The 17,589-nt window shown below is 54.0% G+C and carries 19 protein-coding genes; 7 read left to right on the forward strand and 12 right to left on the reverse strand.

What is annotated here, in order from left to right; all coding sequences use genetic code 11:
- The first annotated feature begins 30 nt into the window (after nt 1-30).
- The gene (locus IGQ15_RS04435; protein ID WP_297049004.1) at nt 31-432 is read left to right on the forward strand and encodes a hypothetical protein; all 402 of its coding nucleotides are present in this window, start codon (nt 31-33) and stop codon (nt 430-432) included.
- 5 nt (nt 433-437) lie between these two features.
- On the opposite strand, the gene IGQ15_RS04440 is transcribed toward IGQ15_RS04435, so the two are convergent.
- From IGQ15_RS04440 to IGQ15_RS04455, 4 genes are read right to left on the reverse strand one after another with little or no spacing between them, the layout of a single operon-like run.
- On the reverse strand, nt 438-1,139 hold the full coding sequence (locus IGQ15_RS04440; protein WP_297049005.1) for an MgtC/SapB family protein: 702 nt from the start codon (nt 1,137-1,139) through the stop codon (nt 438-440).
- Between the two features lie 3 nt (nt 1,140-1,142).
- Nucleotides 1,143-2,519 carry a magnesium transporter gene (mgtE, locus tag IGQ15_RS04445; protein WP_297049008.1) on the reverse strand — a complete coding sequence of 459 codons (1,377 nt, stop codon included), beginning with the start codon at nt 2,517-2,519 and terminating at the stop codon, nt 1,143-1,145.
- A 13-nt stretch (nt 2,520-2,532) separates the two neighbouring features.
- Nucleotides 2,533-2,778 carry a hypothetical protein gene (locus IGQ15_RS04450; protein WP_297049009.1) on the reverse strand — a complete coding sequence of 82 codons (246 nt, stop codon included), beginning with the start codon at nt 2,776-2,778 and terminating at the stop codon, nt 2,533-2,535.
- A gap of 47 nt (nt 2,779-2,825) precedes the next feature.
- Nucleotides 2,826-2,981 (reverse strand): hypothetical protein, encoded by a 156-nt coding sequence (locus tag IGQ15_RS04455; RefSeq protein WP_297049012.1) that lies wholly within the window; start codon nt 2,979-2,981, stop codon nt 2,826-2,828.
- A gap of 716 nt (nt 2,982-3,697) precedes the next feature.
- On the opposite strand from IGQ15_RS04455, the gene IGQ15_RS04460 reads away from it, so the two are divergent.
- Nucleotides 3,698-7,420: an EAL domain-containing protein gene (locus IGQ15_RS04460; protein WP_297049014.1), complete on the forward strand. Its 3,723-nt coding sequence runs from the start codon at nt 3,698-3,700 to the stop codon at nt 7,418-7,420.
- Here IGQ15_RS04460 and IGQ15_RS04465 read toward each other — a convergent pair.
- The 5 genes from IGQ15_RS04465 to IGQ15_RS04485 form a co-directional block, all read right to left on the reverse strand.
- A complete protein-coding gene (locus IGQ15_RS04465) occupies nt 7,417-7,866 on the reverse strand; it encodes a hypothetical protein (RefSeq protein ID WP_297049016.1) in 450 nt (149 codons plus the stop codon). The genes IGQ15_RS04460 and IGQ15_RS04465 overlap by 4 nt on opposite strands.
- A 9-nt stretch (nt 7,867-7,875) precedes the next feature.
- Entirely contained in the window at nt 7,876-9,045 is a 1,170-nt protein-coding gene (locus IGQ15_RS04470) for a cysteine desulfurase family protein (protein ID WP_297049018.1), read from the reverse strand.
- Between the two features lie 54 nt (nt 9,046-9,099).
- The gene (locus tag IGQ15_RS04475; protein WP_297049020.1) at nt 9,100-9,330 is read right to left on the reverse strand and encodes a hypothetical protein; all 231 of its coding nucleotides are present in this window, start codon (nt 9,328-9,330) and stop codon (nt 9,100-9,102) included.
- Between the two features lie 135 nt (nt 9,331-9,465).
- On the reverse strand, nt 9,466-10,677 hold the full coding sequence (rnz, locus tag IGQ15_RS04480) for a ribonuclease Z (protein ID WP_363315786.1): 1,212 nt from the start codon (nt 10,675-10,677) through the stop codon (nt 9,466-9,468).
- Nucleotides 10,678-10,679: 2 nt separating this feature from the next.
- The gene (locus tag IGQ15_RS04485; protein WP_297049023.1) at nt 10,680-11,327 is read right to left on the reverse strand and encodes a DUF3386 domain-containing protein; all 648 of its coding nucleotides are present in this window, start codon (nt 11,325-11,327) and stop codon (nt 10,680-10,682) included.
- Nucleotides 11,328-11,496: 169 nt separating this feature from the next.
- Between IGQ15_RS04485 and IGQ15_RS04490 the strand changes: the two genes are divergently transcribed.
- Entirely contained in the window at nt 11,497-12,030 is a 534-nt protein-coding gene (locus IGQ15_RS04490) for a P-loop NTPase family protein (protein ID WP_297049024.1), read from the forward strand.
- Nucleotides 12,031-12,039: 9 nt separating this feature from the next.
- Here IGQ15_RS04490 and IGQ15_RS04495 read toward each other — a convergent pair whose 3' ends face one another.
- From IGQ15_RS04495 to IGQ15_RS04505, 3 genes are all read right to left on the reverse strand, one after another.
- Nucleotides 12,040-12,906, reverse strand: a complete 867-nt coding sequence (locus IGQ15_RS04495; RefSeq protein ID WP_297049026.1) for an alpha/beta fold hydrolase — start codon at nt 12,904-12,906, stop codon at nt 12,040-12,042.
- A gap of 167 nt (nt 12,907-13,073) precedes the next feature.
- Nucleotides 13,074-13,433: a YtxH domain-containing protein gene (locus IGQ15_RS04500; RefSeq protein ID WP_297049028.1), complete on the reverse strand. Its 360-nt coding sequence runs from the start codon at nt 13,431-13,433 to the stop codon at nt 13,074-13,076.
- Nucleotides 13,430-13,759 (reverse strand): hypothetical protein, encoded by a 330-nt coding sequence (locus IGQ15_RS04505; protein WP_297049030.1) that lies wholly within the window; start codon nt 13,757-13,759, stop codon nt 13,430-13,432. The genes IGQ15_RS04500 and IGQ15_RS04505 overlap by 4 nt, the downstream gene beginning before the upstream one ends.
- A gap of 98 nt (nt 13,760-13,857) precedes the next feature.
- Between IGQ15_RS04505 and IGQ15_RS04510 the strand changes: the two genes are divergently transcribed.
- The 4 genes from IGQ15_RS04510 to IGQ15_RS04525 are packed head-to-tail and all read left to right on the forward strand — an operon-like array spanning nt 13,858 to nt 17,589.
- Nucleotides 13,858-15,963: a transglycosylase SLT domain-containing protein gene (locus tag IGQ15_RS04510; protein ID WP_297049032.1), complete on the forward strand. Its 2,106-nt coding sequence runs from the start codon at nt 13,858-13,860 to the stop codon at nt 15,961-15,963.
- Between the two features lie 41 nt (nt 15,964-16,004).
- A complete protein-coding gene (locus IGQ15_RS04515) occupies nt 16,005-16,715 on the forward strand; it encodes a M15 family metallopeptidase (RefSeq protein WP_297049035.1) in 711 nt (236 codons plus the stop codon).
- A complete protein-coding gene (gene fabG, locus IGQ15_RS04520) occupies nt 16,712-17,416 on the forward strand; it encodes a 3-oxoacyl-ACP reductase FabG (protein ID WP_297049037.1) in 705 nt (234 codons plus the stop codon). The genes IGQ15_RS04515 and fabG overlap by 4 nt, the downstream gene beginning before the upstream one ends.
- Nucleotides 17,417-17,427: 11 nt before the next feature.
- On the forward strand, nt 17,428-17,589 hold the full coding sequence (locus IGQ15_RS04525; RefSeq protein ID WP_297049038.1) for a hypothetical protein: 162 nt from the start codon (nt 17,428-17,430) through the stop codon (nt 17,587-17,589).

Raw genomic sequence — 17,589 nt, forward strand, 5'->3', positions numbered from 1 at the left:
GTTTCCAATCTTGCCAAAAGGAGGCTGTCTATGAAAATGTTGCAGGGCTTGCTGGGCGCAGGGGTTCTGGGTGTGGTCTCTATTTTGCCTGCTGCTGCCGGAACCCTGATTTCTGATAGCGGTCTGACTGAAATCTACGACTACCAATTTAGCCACTTTCCGGGAGATGTCCTGAGCTACACCACCAAGATTAATGGCCGAGTCTATCAGGGCACCATTAACGTCACGGGAATAGGTAATGGACTTGTGCGCGGTTTTTTCAGCGATCGCGATCTTGGTGGTAATTTTGGCTGTAGTGGCGAAGTAACCATTCAATGGGTACGGGATAACCGCTATATTTCCGTGTGGCGAGTTGGCGGTACCTATACGCCGCGTCTGCAATGTCCGCAAGCGGGCACCACAGCTCGTCTGAATATGCGCCTTTACCCCTAGAGAAATCAACCATACTCCTGTTCCGTAATACGCCAGCGCGCCGAAAGAACACTGGGTTCTAAACTCAAGCGGCTCACCAGCCCTTCTACAAAATCATCATTGCGCTCTTGACTGAGGAGTTCTGCCTCAATATGGACGCGATCGGGGGTATCTTCAATATCCTCGCTGAGGAGCGATCGCAACTTCAGCCGACTGCCCGCTAATGACTGCAACAGCAGTGCCCGCAAATGAGCCTCTGCCTCAACACGGCAGACAACATCACAGCGATAGCACAACTCTACTTCAGTGCCCTTGAGGGGCTGCTGATTAATGCGATAGCCGAGGGGACGCAAGAGCAGATTGGCCATGAGCACTGCCACTGCCCCTAAGGTTGCCTGATAGAGTAATCCCGAACCACACAGTGCCCCCACCGCCGCTGCACACCAGAGAGTAGCTGCCGTATTCAAGCCCCGCACTGAGAGGCCTTCCCGCAGGATCACGCCCCCGCCAAGAAACCCAATCCCAGAGACAATTTGGGCGGCAATCCGCGTTGGACTGGCTTCCCCCGGCGTCAAAACTGAGAGCATGACAAATAGTGCTGCTCCTGTTGCCACTAGGGTATTCGTGCGCAGACCGGCCATGCGTTGCCGCCATTGTCGCTCCAAGCCAAGGGCTGCCCCAAGACAAAAAGCCGCCATCAAACGCACAATAAAATCACTCGTTGACATAGCTTAAAACGACAGCCCTAGGAAGGCACTCACCAGATAGAAGTAGAGCAACAGCCCTGTGAAATCTTTAATGGTTGTGATAAAGGGATCTGACGCTGGACCGTGATCAAAACCCAGCTTCAGTAAGAGCCAAGGAAGCAAGGCACCGAGAACCGCAGCAAAAGTGATCACCGCAAAAAGGGAAAGTCCGACAGCCAAGCCCAGTTGGGGAATTCCGTTGGGTAGTCCCTGCCAGAGAAGGGCAATCAAGCCGCCAGCGGTTCCTAAGATGAGACCCATGAGCGCACCAATGCGAAACTCGCGAAAGAGATAACCGCCATAGCGACGAATATCAATCTGCTGCCAAGCAAGGCCACGGGCAAAGATGGTTGTGGATTGGGTACCGACATTGCCTCCCATGTCCATGACCACAGGAATAAAAATGGCCACGGCAACCACGGCTGCGAGAACTTCCTCAAAGTACTGAATGACGCCGCCAACCATCATACCGCCAATGAGGGTAATGATCAGGCACACAATCCGCAGTTGCACCGCGTAGCGAATGGGGCCGCGCACTAGGCTTTCACTCCAGATTTGGTCACGGTTGAGCAAGTTGCCCACACCCGCTTGCGCCAGAATTGTGCCTGTGGCCTCTTCTTCGATCAGGTCAATCACATCATCAAAGGTGATATCGCCCACCAGTCGGCCCTCCTGATCCACAACAGGAATAGCCGCGACATCGTATTCCTTGAGGAGTTTGGCTGCTGCGAGTTCCGGCGCGCTAACAGCGATCGCCAGCTCCTGTCCTTGCACCAAATCTTGAAGCGGCTGGTGGGGATTTGCTTTTATCAACTGAATCGGCTGCACAAAGCCACGATAAAAGCGCTGTTCATCAATCACGAAAATAATGCTCAGGCCATCGGTATCTAGGGAGCTTGCGCGAATACTGGCAATCGCCTCCCCCACGGTCAACTGTTGCCGCAGCGCCAAGTAGCGCAAATTCATCCGCCGACCAATCGTGCCCTCAGGATAACCCAACAGCAAGTTCACTGCATCCCGCGATTCTGGACTCAATTGACTCAGCAGGCGTTTGGTGACCTTGGCGGGCAACTCCTCAAAGAGCCGCACCCGTTGATCCGCCTCAAGGGCTTCTAGAAAATGGAGAATCTCTGGATCGGTCATCCCTTGAGTCAGGGTCGCTTGCTCCTCCGGAGTCAGGGCTTCAAAGACCGCGATCGCCTTGTCTTTTTCGAGGAGGCGAAAAGTCAATACCCGCTTGTGGGGGTCAATTTGGCGCAGGGCACGCACCAGCTCAGGAATCGTCAATTGGTTGGCTGTCCGTTTGGCAGCACCGAGACCCTGAGGATAGGTCAGCAGAGCATCGAGGGGATTAATTACCATCGCCTGGCTCCTTCTATGGCTGAGAATTTAAGGTGGGTGAGACAGGGGCATAGGCTTCACTCAATTGATGCCAGAGATTGGCTAACTCACTGTAGGCCTGGGCGGTGGAAAGCTTGCCACTGGTATGGAGGGCAGCAATAAACCCTGCCCGTTGAGCAAATTTCTGGAGGTAGGCATCAAAGGTCAGCGCGTCTAGGGTGACGTGCCCGCGGTAAAGGGTATAGGGGCAGAGAAATGCCTGCTTTACATCGTGGGTCATCATGGTTCTAAGCTCCATTGAGAAACGACAATTGGGTTCTCTGGGGTTTAACGGGAGAACTCGAAGGGTGAGTATTCTCCCAAACTGGCGATCGCTTGGCTCATAGCTGTAATCATCAGGTGTCCAAGGGCAACACCCAGCACTTCCGAAAGCGTAATTCCCAGCATTTCGGCCATCATGCTGAACAAACAAACTTCAAACATAGAAACTCTCCGTTGCTAATGGTTTTGCCACGCAACAACTTGAGCGATGAAAAGTAGTCGTTCAATAAAAACGCGAAAAACGCTTGACTACGGGCGATCGCTCTCAACAACAACTGCTTTCGAGCCAGCCAACTCTAGGCAGACTCACGTAGATACGAGACTAAAACCCATTGAGCGATTTGCTTCGTGATCCATCTCCATTTGCAGATCAACTGCCTTGGAACGCGCGGAGATGAACCAGAAGTTCAAGCCATTAGCCAGCAGAAAAGTCTGAATTCACCTCGGCGATCCTTAGGGAAGAGAAGCTCCACCTATGGCAGGGATCTTCGCTAGCGGAGATGGGGTCAGCAGAAGCAACGCTACAGTGACTACTACTAGACTCCATCAAGAAAATCTCCAAAAATAGACAACTCCAAGCAGCCTTAGAAATCTCCTAGCTGCTTTTCGTTATCCTAAGGGGTGAGCAAACATTTGTCAAGTACGGATCATACGCGCTTAGAGAGTTCCCGTAGAGCGTTTCTGGTTCTACAGCCCTTTTCTCGAACACCCTCAACCCTGTAAAACCCACGATGGCAAAGCACCGCCTTCCCGTTATGCCGCCCATATTTCAGGAAAGGGCTGTCATTCGCTAAAATTGTCAATGATTACTTGGAGTTTCATGGTGTAAAACGTCCAGAAGTGTCTTAATGCGTGATAAAAATTATGGATTCTAGCGAATGATCATAGCTGAATTTGAACATTTTACTGAATTATTGGTCAACTACACAGATGATCTCATTTGCCTGCACGAACCCGATGGCAACTATCTATATGTGACTCCCTCCAGCAAAACCCTTTTGGGTTATTCTCCTGAAGAACTAATTGGGAAGAGTCCCTACACATTATTTCATCCTGAAGATGCCGAACGAATCCGCAGTGGTGCCCATGCCCTCGCTCTGCAAGGCAGTGTGAATGTCACCGAAACCTATCGCATGCGGAAAAAGAGCGGCGGATATATTTGGTTGGAAACCCTGACGCACCCCATTTGTGATGACGCGGGAAATGTTTTATTTTTAGTGAGCACATCACGAGATATTACCCGTCGCCGTCAACTGGAACTAGAATTACAGGCCAATCAAGAACTCCTAGAAGCTTTCTTTCAACACTCCCTTGAAGCGTGCTTTTTCATGATGTTGGATCGTCCGATCCGCTGGGATGACACGGCCAATAAAGAGGAACTCTTAGAATATGTCCTTGATCACCAGCGCATTACTCGCATCAATAGCGCCTTTGCCCAGCAGTATCAACTACCGCCGGAGCAACTCATTGGGCTGACGCCACGCATCTGCTTTAAGAATGATTTAGAACTGGCCAAGCGCCTCTGGCGAGCACTCTTTGATTTGGGCTATTTCCATATTGAAATTGAACTGCAGCGCCAGAATGGCAGTTCCTTTTGGGTGGAGGGGAACTATGTCTGTCTTTACAACCAGAGTAAAGAGATCATCGGCCACTTTGGCGTGCAGCGCGACATTAGCGATCGCATCCGTTTGCAAGCCGAAATTGCCCAAAAAACGGCTGAATTAGAGTATTTCTTTGGCTCCTCCCTACAGCTATTTATGATTGCCGATGGTGAGGGACGGCTGCGGCGGGTGAATCAACACTGGCAAAGCTGCTTGGGCTATGACCTGAATCAGTTGGCAGGGGCAAAGTTTGAGGAATTTCTCCACCCCAGCGATCGCCCCCGCCATCGGGAAATGCAGCAACGTCTCCTTGCCGGGGAGCAAATCACTAACCACACGATTCGCCTGCGCACCCAAGGGGGAGACTACCGCTGGTATGAATGGCAAGGCCTGCTCAGTCAAGGGCGCATCTATGGCGCAGCACGGGATGTCACGGAACAGCACCAATTTAGCGATCGCCTGCAAGCGGCCTACAACCAAGTGACCGATATTTTGGAGAGCATGTCGGATCACTTTTTTGAAGTGGATCGCGACTTCACAGTTATCTATGTCAACGGGAATTTTTGCCGTCTAGTGGGGAAATCTGCCTCAGAGATGTTAGGCAAAAACTTCTGGGATCTCTTTCCCGATGCCCGCAACTCAATTTTTGAAAGCCAAAGTCGGCAGGCAATGGCGGAAGCAACTCCTGTCCAATTTGAAGCCTTCTGTGAGGGGCTGAACCAATGGTTCGCGGTACGGACTTTTCCCACGGCGCGAGGTCTTGCGGTCTTCTTCCAGAATATTACGCTTCAGGTGGACTCCACCACTTCATTACAGCGACGGCAAACCCAAGCGGAACTCCTGCATCGCCTAACGCTGAAAATTCGCCGTTCCCTTGATCTGGAAACGGTTCTCAAAACTGCTCTTGAGGAAGTGCGTCAGTTGTTGGGGGTCGATCGCACGCTGATTTTCCAGTTCTATGCCGATGGCTCGGGTGAGGTGGTGGCTGAATCGGTGGCGGCACCGCAGTTTTCTCTCATCCACCGCACCTTCTACGACCCCTGCTTCCACCGCGAGTCTGCTGCAGCCTATGTCCAAGGACGGGTACTGGCGGTTGCTGATATTAACACCGCTGAAATAAGCCAGTGTCATCGCGACTTTCTTAGTCAATTGCAGGTGCGTGCCCTATTAGTAGTACCGATTATTGAGGAGGAACGCCTCTGGGGATTATTCCTGTGCCACCACTGCTCTTCTCCTCGACCTTGGGCAACTGACGAGGTGGAACTGCTCCGCCAACTGGGGGAACAACTGGGCTTTGGCATCAACCGTGCCGAATTGGTCAGTGCCCTGCATCAGGAAAAGGAACGCTATCGGCGGGTTCTTGAAGCACAGACAGAACTGCTCTATCGTTGTACCCCTGAGGGACACTTGACCTTCGGCAATCCTGCCTTCTTTCGCTATTTGGCTGAGGCGGGGATCAGTTGTGACCTTGGGGATCTGCTCCAACCCCCCTTTGATGCCCTCACACGGCAACGTTTCCAACAACACCTGCAAGCCCTCACCCCCACACAGCCCATGAGCACGATTGAATGTGGCGTGACCTTTAGTGAAGGACGTTTTGCTTGGTTTGAATGGACAATCCGTGCCTTCTTTGACAACCATGGCCGCTGTGTGGAGTATCAATGTGTGGGGCGCGATATTACCCGCCGCAAGGAAATGGAGAATCGCTTAATTCACGATGCCCTCCACGATGCCCTGACGGGACTCCCCAACCGCACGCTGCTCCAAGATCGCTTAAAACACTGCTGGCGCCAGTATCAACGCCATCGCAATCGCCCGTTTGCCGTTGTTTTTATTGATATTGATCGCTTTAAGCGGGTTAACGATAGCTTGGGACACCAAGCCGGCGATCAGGTGCTCATTACCCTTGCCCAACGCATGCAGAGTGTGGTGCCGGAGGGGGATACCTTGGCTCACCTGAGTGGCGATGAATTTGTGGTGCTGTGTGAAGACCTTGATCCCGAACAGATGGTGGCACAAGTGCAAGCACGGGTGACTGACCTAGAGCGGGTGATTGAGGAACCCCTGATCATTGATGGGCACCTGCTGAGTTTGAGTGCCAGTATTGGCGTGGCCTTTAGCGATCGCGACGCTGTCTCCGCCGCTACCCTCCTGCGGAATGCTGACATTGCCATGTACCAAGCGAAAAAACAGGGATTGGGGCAGTATCGGATTTTTGACCCGCAAATGCACACCCAAGCCCAGAGTTGCTTTACCCTTGAAAGCCAACTGCATCAGGCGATCGCCAACAGTGAGTTGCAAGTCTATTTTCAGCCCATTGTTGAACTGGAGAGCGGGGCGATCGTGGGTCTTGAGGCGCTGAGCCGTTGGTTTGACTCTGAAAAGGGTGAGATTCCTGCCGCTGAATTTATTGCCCTTGCGGAGCAAGCAGGTCTCATTGTCAGCCTTGGCCAACAGGTTTTTGAACGGGCGATGCAGGAATTTAGCCAGTGGCGACAGCAGGACAGCCGTCGCCAGACCATAACCTTGGGCATTAATATCTCGCCTCAACAACTGGTGGATGCCAACTTTGTCAGGGGTATTTTGGCGGCGCTGCGCAGGGCCCAATTGCCCCCTCATCTGTTGCATCTGGAGATCACGGAAACGACCATGATCCGCAACCTTGAAGCCACATTGCAGGTGGCTGAGGAACTGCAGCAACTGGGGGTTGCCCTCAACATTGATGACTTTGGCACAGGCTACTCCTCCCTGAGTCGGTTGCATCAGTTGCCGATCCACGCCCTGAAAATTGATCGCTCCTTTGTCCAGAACTTAGAGAAGAGCCAAGCGGCGCAGGAAATCATTGGTGCCGTGATTGCCCTAGGCAAAAGCCTGCGCTTAGATGTGGTGGCAGAGGGGGTGGAAACGACGACTCAAGCCGCTCAATTAATCGACCTCGGTTGTTGCTATGGCCAAGGCTACCTCTTCTCTCCACCATTGCCCATCAATCGCTTGTGCTAGGATTTGCTGCTGGTATCCTCATGGGGAAGAAAGGGCAGGCTTTCCCACCAACTTTGATAGTTTTTCGTCATTTCCTGCCACCAGTCGGCGGGCTGTTGCAGTGCCTGTTGCAGGCGATCGCGCTCCTGTTCGAGGCGTTGAAGATTCATCTCCAGTTGGTGATATGTGGCTTCTAGGGTGGTGAGTTGATCATTGAGGGCTTGATGCTGCTGTTGCCAGTAATCGCGCTCTGCTCGTAAGTGTTGATTTTCGGCGGCTATTGCCTGAAGTTGCTGTTGAAGTTGATTGCAGTGATCTTGCAGTCGCGCTACTTCGGCTTCAAGGGGGGCTTTTTGCGAGGGGTGTCGTAGCGATCGCAGAATTGTCCACAGCAGAATCAGGGTGGCAACCACGCCATAACTGGCCAGTCCCCACGTCCCCTGTGTAGATAATGCCGCCCACACCATGAATGCACCTTAGGAAAGAGATACCGCTAAGGGGGGGGCGATCGCCTCTGCAAGATATTGCCGCAGCACCATGGCCAACCAATCAACATCGGCAGCGGTAGTCTGTCGCCCCAAGGTAATGCGAATTCCGGCTTTGGCGGTGTCAGGATCGTAGCCCATGGCCAAGAGGGAGGGACTGGGTTGGGTTTGGCCACTTTGACAGGCGGATCCCGCACTAATGCCAATGCCCGCAAGGTTTAGTTGCCGTACAAAGGTTTTGCTATTCAAGGGCTGGCCGTGGCGATCGCGCACAATCAAACTCAAATGATGGGGCAATCGCTGCCATGGATGCCCTGTTCGTTCCACTTGGGGATGATCCTGCAACTGCTGCCACAGGCGATCGCGCAGTTGAGCAAGGCGCATTGGCTCTGTCGCTAGTTCAGTGGCTGCCCATTCCGCCGCCACCCCAAAACCCACGAGGGTCGGTACTGCCTGCGTTCCTGCCCTGAGGCCCAGTTCCTGTCCACCACCGCGCAAGAGCGGTTCTAGGGACACCCCCGATCGCACATAGAGCGCCCCCGCCCCCTGAGGGCCATAAATTTTATGACTGGACAGCGAGAGTAAATCCACCCCCAGCCGTTGCACATCCAAGGGAACTCGTCCCGCCACTTGAACCGCATCCGTATGGAAAAGCACCCCTGCCTCTTGGCAAATGGCTGCGAGTTCAGCAATGGGTTGGAGCGTGCCCACCTCACTTTGGCCGTAAATAATGGAGACCAAGGCCGTGTTCGGTTGCAGCGCCTGCCGCAGTTGGGCGGGTTCCACCTGTCCCCAGTGATTCACCGCTAAGCGGGTCACTTGCCAGCCTTGGGCTTCAAGGGCGGCAGCCGGTTTGGCCACCGCCGAATGCTCGACCGCCGAAATGATTAAATGCTGAGGCTGGCGATAGCGTTGGCAAATTCCCCACAGGGCAAGATTATCCGCTTCTGTGCCCCCAGAGGTAAAAATGATCTCATCCGCTTGGGCATGAATCAGTGCCGCCACCTGCATCCGTGCCTGCTCAAGGGCGATCGCCGCACGTTGCCCCCACTCGTGAATACTCGATGGATTGCCCCACTGCTGTTCATAGACCGCCATCATCGCTGCAATCGCTTCCCCTCGACAGGGGGTCGTTGCACCATAGTCGAAATACAGTTGCATGGGCAGGAGCAGCTCCCAAAAACCAATGGCGGAACTGTCATAAAACCCAGTCCCTTAAGCCAATTGTAACCGATTATTCCCTAGCTCCTTTTTGCTGCCAAACCGCTGAATCTGAGAGATGACTTGAATTTCTCCCGCAATAATCCCCGTAACCAGCTCCTGCAGTGCTTGATACTCCGTAACGCTCAGGGAACGCTGCCACAACAATTCATTGATCTGCCGCTCTTGAGCAGGGGTTACGATCCGAGTCGCCTGAATGCGGCGGACTAGCTCCAGCAGCGTCATACATCAATCTCCTTGAAATTTGCGTGTATGGTCTCAACTATGCCACTACTGCACAAAGCTTAACTGTGATTAACAGCACCCAAAGACGTTGATCTCAATCAGAAGTTCCCATTTGAGATGCAAAAAAATCAATCTTTAGAACTCCACGTTGAGGGTTTCCCATGCCACCTGGGGATACAGCCGTTCGAGTTCCTCTAGGCAGGTAAACTTTTGCTGCCGCCGCCGCTCCAAAATCGCATTGGCTGTAGCAGCGTCAATTCCCAGTTTCTGCTGCATTTGTTGGCGGGTGGCACGGTTGATGGCGATCGCTGGCGCAGTTTTCTGAGCAACAGCAACCGTTGTCTCCTCACCTCGCTTGAGCAGTATACCCCCTTGCTCTGGCGCAATAGCTACGGCTGGATTGTCTTGGGGCGCGTCCTCACCACGGGGAATTTCGTATTGGAGAAAATCATGCGCCAAGCGAGTATTGGGGAAAATGGCTTGTGCTTCCGCGAGTAGATCCTCCACCTGCACGGGATTGCCGGGGGCGTAGCGGGCACTAAAGTGGGTGAGGAAGAGCAATTTCACTTGGGCAAAGGCCGCCACCTGAGCCGCCATCGTGGACGTAGAGTGCAGCCGCGCAAAAGCAAGATCCGCCTCCTGATGGGAAAATGTCGCCTCGTGGATGAGAACATCCGCCTGCTGAGCCAATTCAACGGCGCTTTCACAAAAGACCGTATCGGTGCAATAGACCATACTGCGCCCCCGCTGCGGTGGATCACAGAAGTTGCGGCCATCAAAGGTGCGGCCATCTGCGAGGGTGATCGTTTTGCCCTGCTTGAGTTGACCATACAGCGGCCCAAAGGGAATTCCCAAGGCTTGGGCTTTTTCCACATGAAAGCGACCGGGGCGATCGCTCTCGGTGACGCGGTAGCCAAAGGCGGGAATGCGATGATGCAGCAGCCGACAGGTCACGGTAAACTCGCCATCACTAAAGACTTCCCCTGCCTCCACCGTATGCACTTGCAACTTGTAGGGGAGCCGCATCACAGACCAGCGCAAACAACTGGCAATGTAGCGATCCAGTGTCGGTGGGCCATAGACATCAATTTGACTCACGGTTCCTGCAAGGCCACAACTGGCAAGCAAGCCCATTAGGCCAAAGATGTGATCGCCGTGCATGTGGGTAACGAAGATGCGGCGGATCTGACTGGTTCGCAGGTCGCTCCGCAGCAATTGGTGCTGGGTGGCTTCACCGCAGTCAAAGAGCCAAATTTCCTTGCGCTGGGGCAGCCGCAGAGCCACACTGGAAACATTGCGTGTGCGGGTGGGTACCCCAGAACTGGTGCCTAGAAAGGTAATTTCCACGCTTAGTCGTCTAGGAGTTGCAGGTCATCAAAACAAATTTCAAAGGTGCTGGTTTGGCCATTTTCATGGGTGCGCACCACCTGCCGACTCATCAGGTAGTAATTACCCACGGGCACATAGGTATCCTCAAACTCCATTTGCCGTAGCACTTCGTTGGTTTGCGGATTGCGGAAGACGGCCACATAGTTGGTGGAAATGTAGCCTGCGCCGGTATCAAGGGCTTCACGGTGGGTAATGGCAAAGGCGACCCGCCCCATAACACGGCTGACATAGACAATTTGATTGTCCCGCACCTTATAGTTCGACCCCATGGCGTCACCGCTAACGAGGATTTCCACCGCCCCACTGGCGTCGGTTTCCCCAGTTTGGAACGTGTTTTTGCCGTGGGCCTCTTCAAAACGGTTACGCTTGCGATGGACAATCACATCCCGCAATTGGTTGTAGAGGGACTCGCGCACTTGCTCATCTTCAATGCCACTCACTTCAACGGTGTAGTCGCGGCTAACTTTTACCTGCCCTTGGTAGGTGCCATCCTCCCCTATGAGTGTGACTTTGGCCGTAAAGCCGGGAAAATTCTCATCCCATGTGTAACGATTTTCGTAGGCAGCGCGAAAGAGCGCCTCAGCATCAAGAGCCTGTGTCGCAGGCATGGGGGCATCCTCAGTAACACTCACTTTGTTTTAAGATAACTCAATTTTCTGATCTCTTGACGGCCACATATATCTAGTGTTCACTAGGGTTAAATCATTACGTACTACACTAGATGTAGATGTATAACCCCTAGGGGGTTGTTCTCCTTTTTAACTGGACAGGAACACTATGGTGGCACAACTCTCGGTTTCCGTTTCTGAGGCAGGCTTGCCCCTAACCTATGGCATTGAGGGAGTGGTGCAGGTGTTTACCTGTCCGCAGCGACACTTTTTCACTACGGTCATGGCTCAGGCGTTGCGGGTTGCTGCCCAAGGCAGTGGTGTCCTGATTCTGCAATTCCTCAAGGGGGGCATTCAAACGGGGATCGCCCATCCGATTCAGTTAGGCCAGCATCTCACGTGGTGGCGACCGGCGCTGCAACGCTGTTTAGGTCAAGGAGATTCGATCACTCCCCAAGAAAGGGCAGCAGTGCGTGAGCTGTGGCAGCATCTGCAAACCACGGTGCAAGGGGGACAGCATCGCTTGGTGGTCTTAGATGAGGTGAGTGTGGCCATTCAACTGGGGGTGCTGACTGAAGCAGAGGTACTGGATTTTCTCAAGAATCGCCCACGTACCCTCGATGTCATGCTGACAGGGCCTGAAATGCCGCAATCGTTGCTGGCGATCGCTGACCAAATTACGCAGTTACGGCGTTTAACTTAGGTTTTAGGTCTAATTTAGGGCAGCAGAAACGGTTTCTAACCACTCTAGTAGATACTCATTCACCAAGGCGGCCTGCTCCTGCTGCACAAAGTGGCCACAGTAGTCCAAGTATTGAATTTTCAGTTCCTTAACGTAGGCTTCGGTGTCGTAGGTGAGTTCCATACCCAAGGTGGGATCTTGGCGCCCCCAGAGCATCAAGGTTGGTACATCTAGTATCCCCCACTCGCGACTCCAGAGACTTTGCAACCCCGCACGATAGTAGTTGAGCATTCCCGAGAGGGCACCCCGCTGGGCGGCGGCATCTTGATAGAGCGCCAAGTCTGCGGGTCGAATGGCCTGCTGGTTCACTGCGGCCCAGCGAAAAATTTGGGCGATCGCTCCATAGCCCCCCCACTGCAAGAGGATCTCTGGTAGCCACGGCAGTTGAAACAGCAGCATATAGCTACTGCGCAACCATTGCTCCAAACTCAACTGTTGAAACTTCGCAGGATGGGGACAGGCTAGCACACTCAGAGTTTGAATCCGCTCAGGTACGGCATAGGCGACCCCCCAAGCCACCATTCCCCCCCAGTCATGCCCCACCAAGTGACAGCGCCGATAGCCAAGGCCGTCAATGACACCGACAATGTCAAGAATTAACTCATCAAGGACATAGCTAGCAGTATCTTGGGGTTTATCGCTGAGATTATAGCCACGCAAATCTAGGGCAACGACTTTGTGCTTTTCCGCCAAGACCGGAATTTGATGTCGCCAAGAGTACCAAAACTCGGGAAAGCCGTGGAGCAGCAGCACCAACTCCCCTTCTCCTTGGGTGACATAGTGGAGACGGATACCATTGGAGACAATAAACTTATGGATCCACGGGCCTTCAATCATACGCACCTAGGAGGCTAGCACTTTCCACTATAGCCAAGGAAACTCCGAAGGATGGTGTTGCCTGTTACTCCAAAATAAAGCCCCCAGAGGGAATGCGCTGTCGGGGCAATATGTGACCTAAGGAGTCAGAATGCTCCTCACTATCTTGGCTCATGACCCACCGCAGGCTATTGATTCACAGCATCCTCTTCATCAGGGTCACTCAAGGTCATGCCATTGGCTTCGCGCCGAAGGGTTTGCCGCTGCTGCTGGGTGACTTCGATACCCACGGCGATCGCTTCCTTGAGCCGTTCTAGGGTGGCCTGCCAACGCTCTTGGGTGGTTTCTGAGAGGCGATCGCGATGTTGCTCAAAACTGGCAGTAATGTCTTCGAGCAGTTCGGGCAGGGCATCAGCAGATTTGCGCAGCAGTTGTCGGGTTTCCTTACCAGAGCGAGGAGCAATCAACAGCCCCACGACTGTCCCGATCGCGCTCCCTAGGAGCAGCCCCCCCCAAAAAGCACCACCGCCACCCTGTTGCTGACTCATCGCTTTCTCCTTTGCAGGCGGACACCATATCGCCCTATCCAGCTTATCAAGGTTAAAAACAGACGGACATTGCGCTGTTGCCGCCGCCATTTGGGCAATTGCAATCGCAAGCCCGACACCCCCCGCTGGCCAAGGATAATCACCTCAGGAGCGCCACCTAAGACCCCGTGGGTACTCCGCTCCGCATCCAGTAGCGCGCGGGACACCCCCCGCAGAATCTGGCGCAGCTTGACCAACTGCCACGCCGACCATAATGCAATCAGCGCAATCAGGCAATTGCAGCCAATCACAATCCAGACCATTCGTGGCGTAGGGGGCATTGGCATTCGCAGCTACGGGTTCATCTTTTCATAGATTGCCACAGCGGAGGGCGATGTGCGGCTGAGTAGACTATGAATTGATAATCCTCAGCAGGGTGGTGAAATTGCTCTCAAAACGAAACCGTCGGCGAGAGATATGGCCTTGGCTGGTGTCACTGTTGTTGGCGGCACTGATTGTTGGCGGTGGGCTGTTCAGTTGGTACCACTGGCGATCGCCCTCGTTGACGCCCCTTTACACGCTCACCGTTGAGGCACCCCCCCAAGCTCTGCAAGCACTGGAGCAATGGGCCCAGTCTGCGGATCCCCTCAAACGCGATCGTGCGCGCTATCTCTTGGCCGTAGAAAGCCTGAGTCAACAGCAACCCCAGGCCGCGCTGCAATGGCTCCAAAACCTTGAACAGACCTACCGGCCAATGGCGGCACCTATTCTCCTACTGCGGGCTGAGGCCTATCGCCAACAGGGAGACAATCGCAGGGCCAAGGAAACGTGGGAACAGTTGCTGCGGGACTATGGCAACGAACCTGAAGCGGCAGTGGCACTCCTAAGCCTCAATCAACCGCAGCGAGCGATCGCCCGCTTTCCACAGCATCCTGCCGTCGTTAACTACGTGGCGCAACAGTTAGAGAAAAATCCCGATCAACTGCCCTACCTGAAGCTGGTGGCACGCTACGGCCTGTTTCTTAAGGAATACGGCACCTACTTGGCAATTTTGCGCCAGCGCTACGCCAATCAACTCACACCCGCCGATTGGGCAGCGATCGCCTTTGGCTATTGGGAAAAAATGCAGTATGCCCCGGCAGCAGCGGCCTATGCCAAGGCACCGCCGACCCCCTTGAATCTCTATCGCGTCGGACGAGGACGCGAACTCAGTGAGGATATCCCCGGGGCGATCGCCGGCTATCAAGCCCTGATCAACCGCTTTCCCCACAGTTCGGAAGCCGCCCTTGCCCAACTGCGCCTTGCCCGTTTAGCCAAAACGCCGGCGGAGCGTCTCCCTTTGCTGGCCAAGTGTCTTCAGTTAGCTACCCAAAATCAAGCACCCGCGATCGCGGCCAATGCCCTTCTAGCACGGTACCAAGCTTATCAGGAACTAGGGAATACCAAAGGGGCACAACAGAGCCAACAACAACTCTTCAAGACCTATCCCCAAAGCAGCGCCGCAGCGGAACTGCGCTGGCAACTGGCCCAAGGGGCTGCCCAAAAACGGCAGTGGTCTCAGGCACAACAGTGGGTTAGCGAGATTCTCAAATGGAACCCTGAGAGTGAGCTTGCACCGCGAGCCGCCTTTTGGCAAGGAAAATGGCAAGGGGAAGCGGGACAACCCCAAGGGCAACGCCAAACTTGGCAACTGGTTATAGAGCGCTATCCCCACACCTACTATGCTTGGCGAGCCGCCAGTCTGCTCAAGAAACCCGTGGGTACCTTTACAACCCTGCGGCAACAGCGACCCTCAGTAGCGGGCGATCGCCAAACCATACTCCCGCTGGGGACGGGCAGCCCAACATTGCGGGAACTGTATCTACTGCGGCAATCTCAGGAGGCTTGGCAGCGCTGGCAGTGGGAATTCCACAATCGGGTGACACCGACAGCGGCAGAGCAACTCACTGATGGCCTGATTCGCCTTGGCGTGGGCGAATACCTCGATGGCATCTTTATGCTGCAAAACTTGTTTACGCGGGCAGGGAGTGAACCCGAGGTGGCAAGGTTCTTTGCGCCCATTCGCCGTGATGTCCGCTTCTGGTATGCCCTTTACCCCCTGCCCTACTGGGAGTTGGTGGAAAAGTGGTCACTGGCACGCAACTTAAATCCCCTATTGGTGATGGCTTTGATTCGCCAAGAATCTCGTTTTGAAAAGGAGATCCGCTCAGTGGTGGGGGCAACGGGGTTGATGCAGTTGATGCCAGAGACGGCCGCTTGGATTGCCGAGAAGTTGAACCTAGAGGGCTATTCCCTTGTGGATCCAGAGGACAATATCCGCTTGGGCACATGGTACTTTGACTACACCCACAACCAGTACAATCAAAACACGCTCTTAGCTTTGGCCAGTTACAATGCAGGTCCCGGCAATGTTAGTCAGTGGTTAGAGCGGTTCGATATTGGCGATAGCGATCGCTTTGTGGAATCGATTCCCTTTCCTGAGACCTATGGCTATGTCAAGAGCGTCTTGGAGAACTACTGGAACTACTGGCAACTCTATGCCCAGCCCTAGGAAAAATCGTCTATTCTCTTAGAAAGGTACAGCACTAAGTCATGGATCAGGATATTCCTGTTGCGGAGCGGCTACAACCAATCACGAAGGGCAAAGCGGAATCTCAGCGAGGGGGGTGGGCGATCCCCAGCGCTATGATCCTTGTGGGTCTTGTGGGCGTAGGAGCAGTGTGGTTCCTCAATCGTGCCACGGAAGCGCCAACGGCTACGGAAACGGAGCCAACGGAGAATCTGCTGGGACATCTGCCCTACGATGAAGCCCCCCTCTCAGAACTTGAACCAGTGAGCGCCGATGGCCAAATTAAGTTACGGCGAGCCGCAGCAGAGCGGTTCCGGGCGATGGTCGCCGCCGCGCAGCAGGAGGGGGTGGTGTTGATGCCCCTCTCTGGATTTCGCTCCAAACAGGATCAGGACTATCTGTTTTTTGAGGTCAAGGAGCAACGGGCACAACGGGCAAGTGAGCGGGCATTGGTGAGTGCGCCCCCCGGCTATAGCGAACACCATACCGGCTATGCCGTTGATATTGGCGATGGCGCCCGGCCGGACAGCCATCTCAAGGAGACCTTTGAGGATACCCCTGCTTTTCGCTGGCTGGAAAAGAATGCGGCTCGTTTTAGTTTTGAACTGTCTTTTCCCCGTAATAACCCTCAGGGGGTGAGTTATGAGCCTTGGCACTGGCGATTCGTTGGCGATCGCCACAGTCTGCAAACCTTCTACAAAGCACGACAACTGACACCGAGGGATCAGCCATGAGAGGATTTGCCCATCGGGCGGTTTTAGTGACAGGGGGCACAGGCGGACTCGGTCAAGGGGTAGTGCCAGTTCTCTTGAGTCAAGGCTATACGCTGACGATTCCCTATATTGATGCGGCGGCCCGAGACGCCCTCGAAAAGCAATTGGCGGCGGCGGAGTTGGCCAACGTGCGGTTTGTGGCAGCGGATTTGAACAATGAAAGTGAAGTGGCCGCTCTCGTGGAGCGCATGCCGCAATTGGATGCCGTGGTTCACCTTGTGGGTGGTTTTAGTATGGGGGCAACAGCACAATTTGCCCTCAGTGATTGGCAGCAAAGTTTTCGCCTCAATGTGGAGACCACCTTCTTGGTCTGTAAGCACGCCCTCAAACGTATGCAGGCTCAGCAATATGGGCGCATTGTCACCATCGGCTCACGGGGTGCAGTTGAACCCGCAGCGGAACTGGCTGCCTATTGTGCCGCCAAAGCAGCGGTGGTGGCTCTGACGCGGGCGATCGCCGCTGAAACCAAAGGCAAAAACATTACCGCCAATGTGATTCTCCCCAGCATTATTGACACGCCTGCCAATCGGGCAGCAATGGGTGAAGCGCAAGCGGTCAATTGGGTGAGTCCTGCGGCGATTGGTGACCTGATTGCCTATCTCATTTCCGAAGGAGCGGCGGCCATCAGTGGTGCGGTGATTCCTATTTATGGCAATGCCTAGACCGAGTCGCCATGCTCTTTATCATTTTGCTGATTCTTCTTTGTACGCTCACCAATCTCTTTACGGCAGTGCTGATTTTAACTCCCCTAGAGGTGTTGCGCTCCATTCATATTCCTGCAATTGTCCTTTGGGGCGGTCTGATTCTGCTCTTGGCATGGATTATGGGCGACTAG

This window comes from Thermosynechococcus sp. M98_K2018_005, assembly GCF_015295825.1.
GTDB lineage: Bacteria > Cyanobacteriota > Cyanobacteriia > Thermosynechococcales > Thermosynechococcaceae > Thermosynechococcus.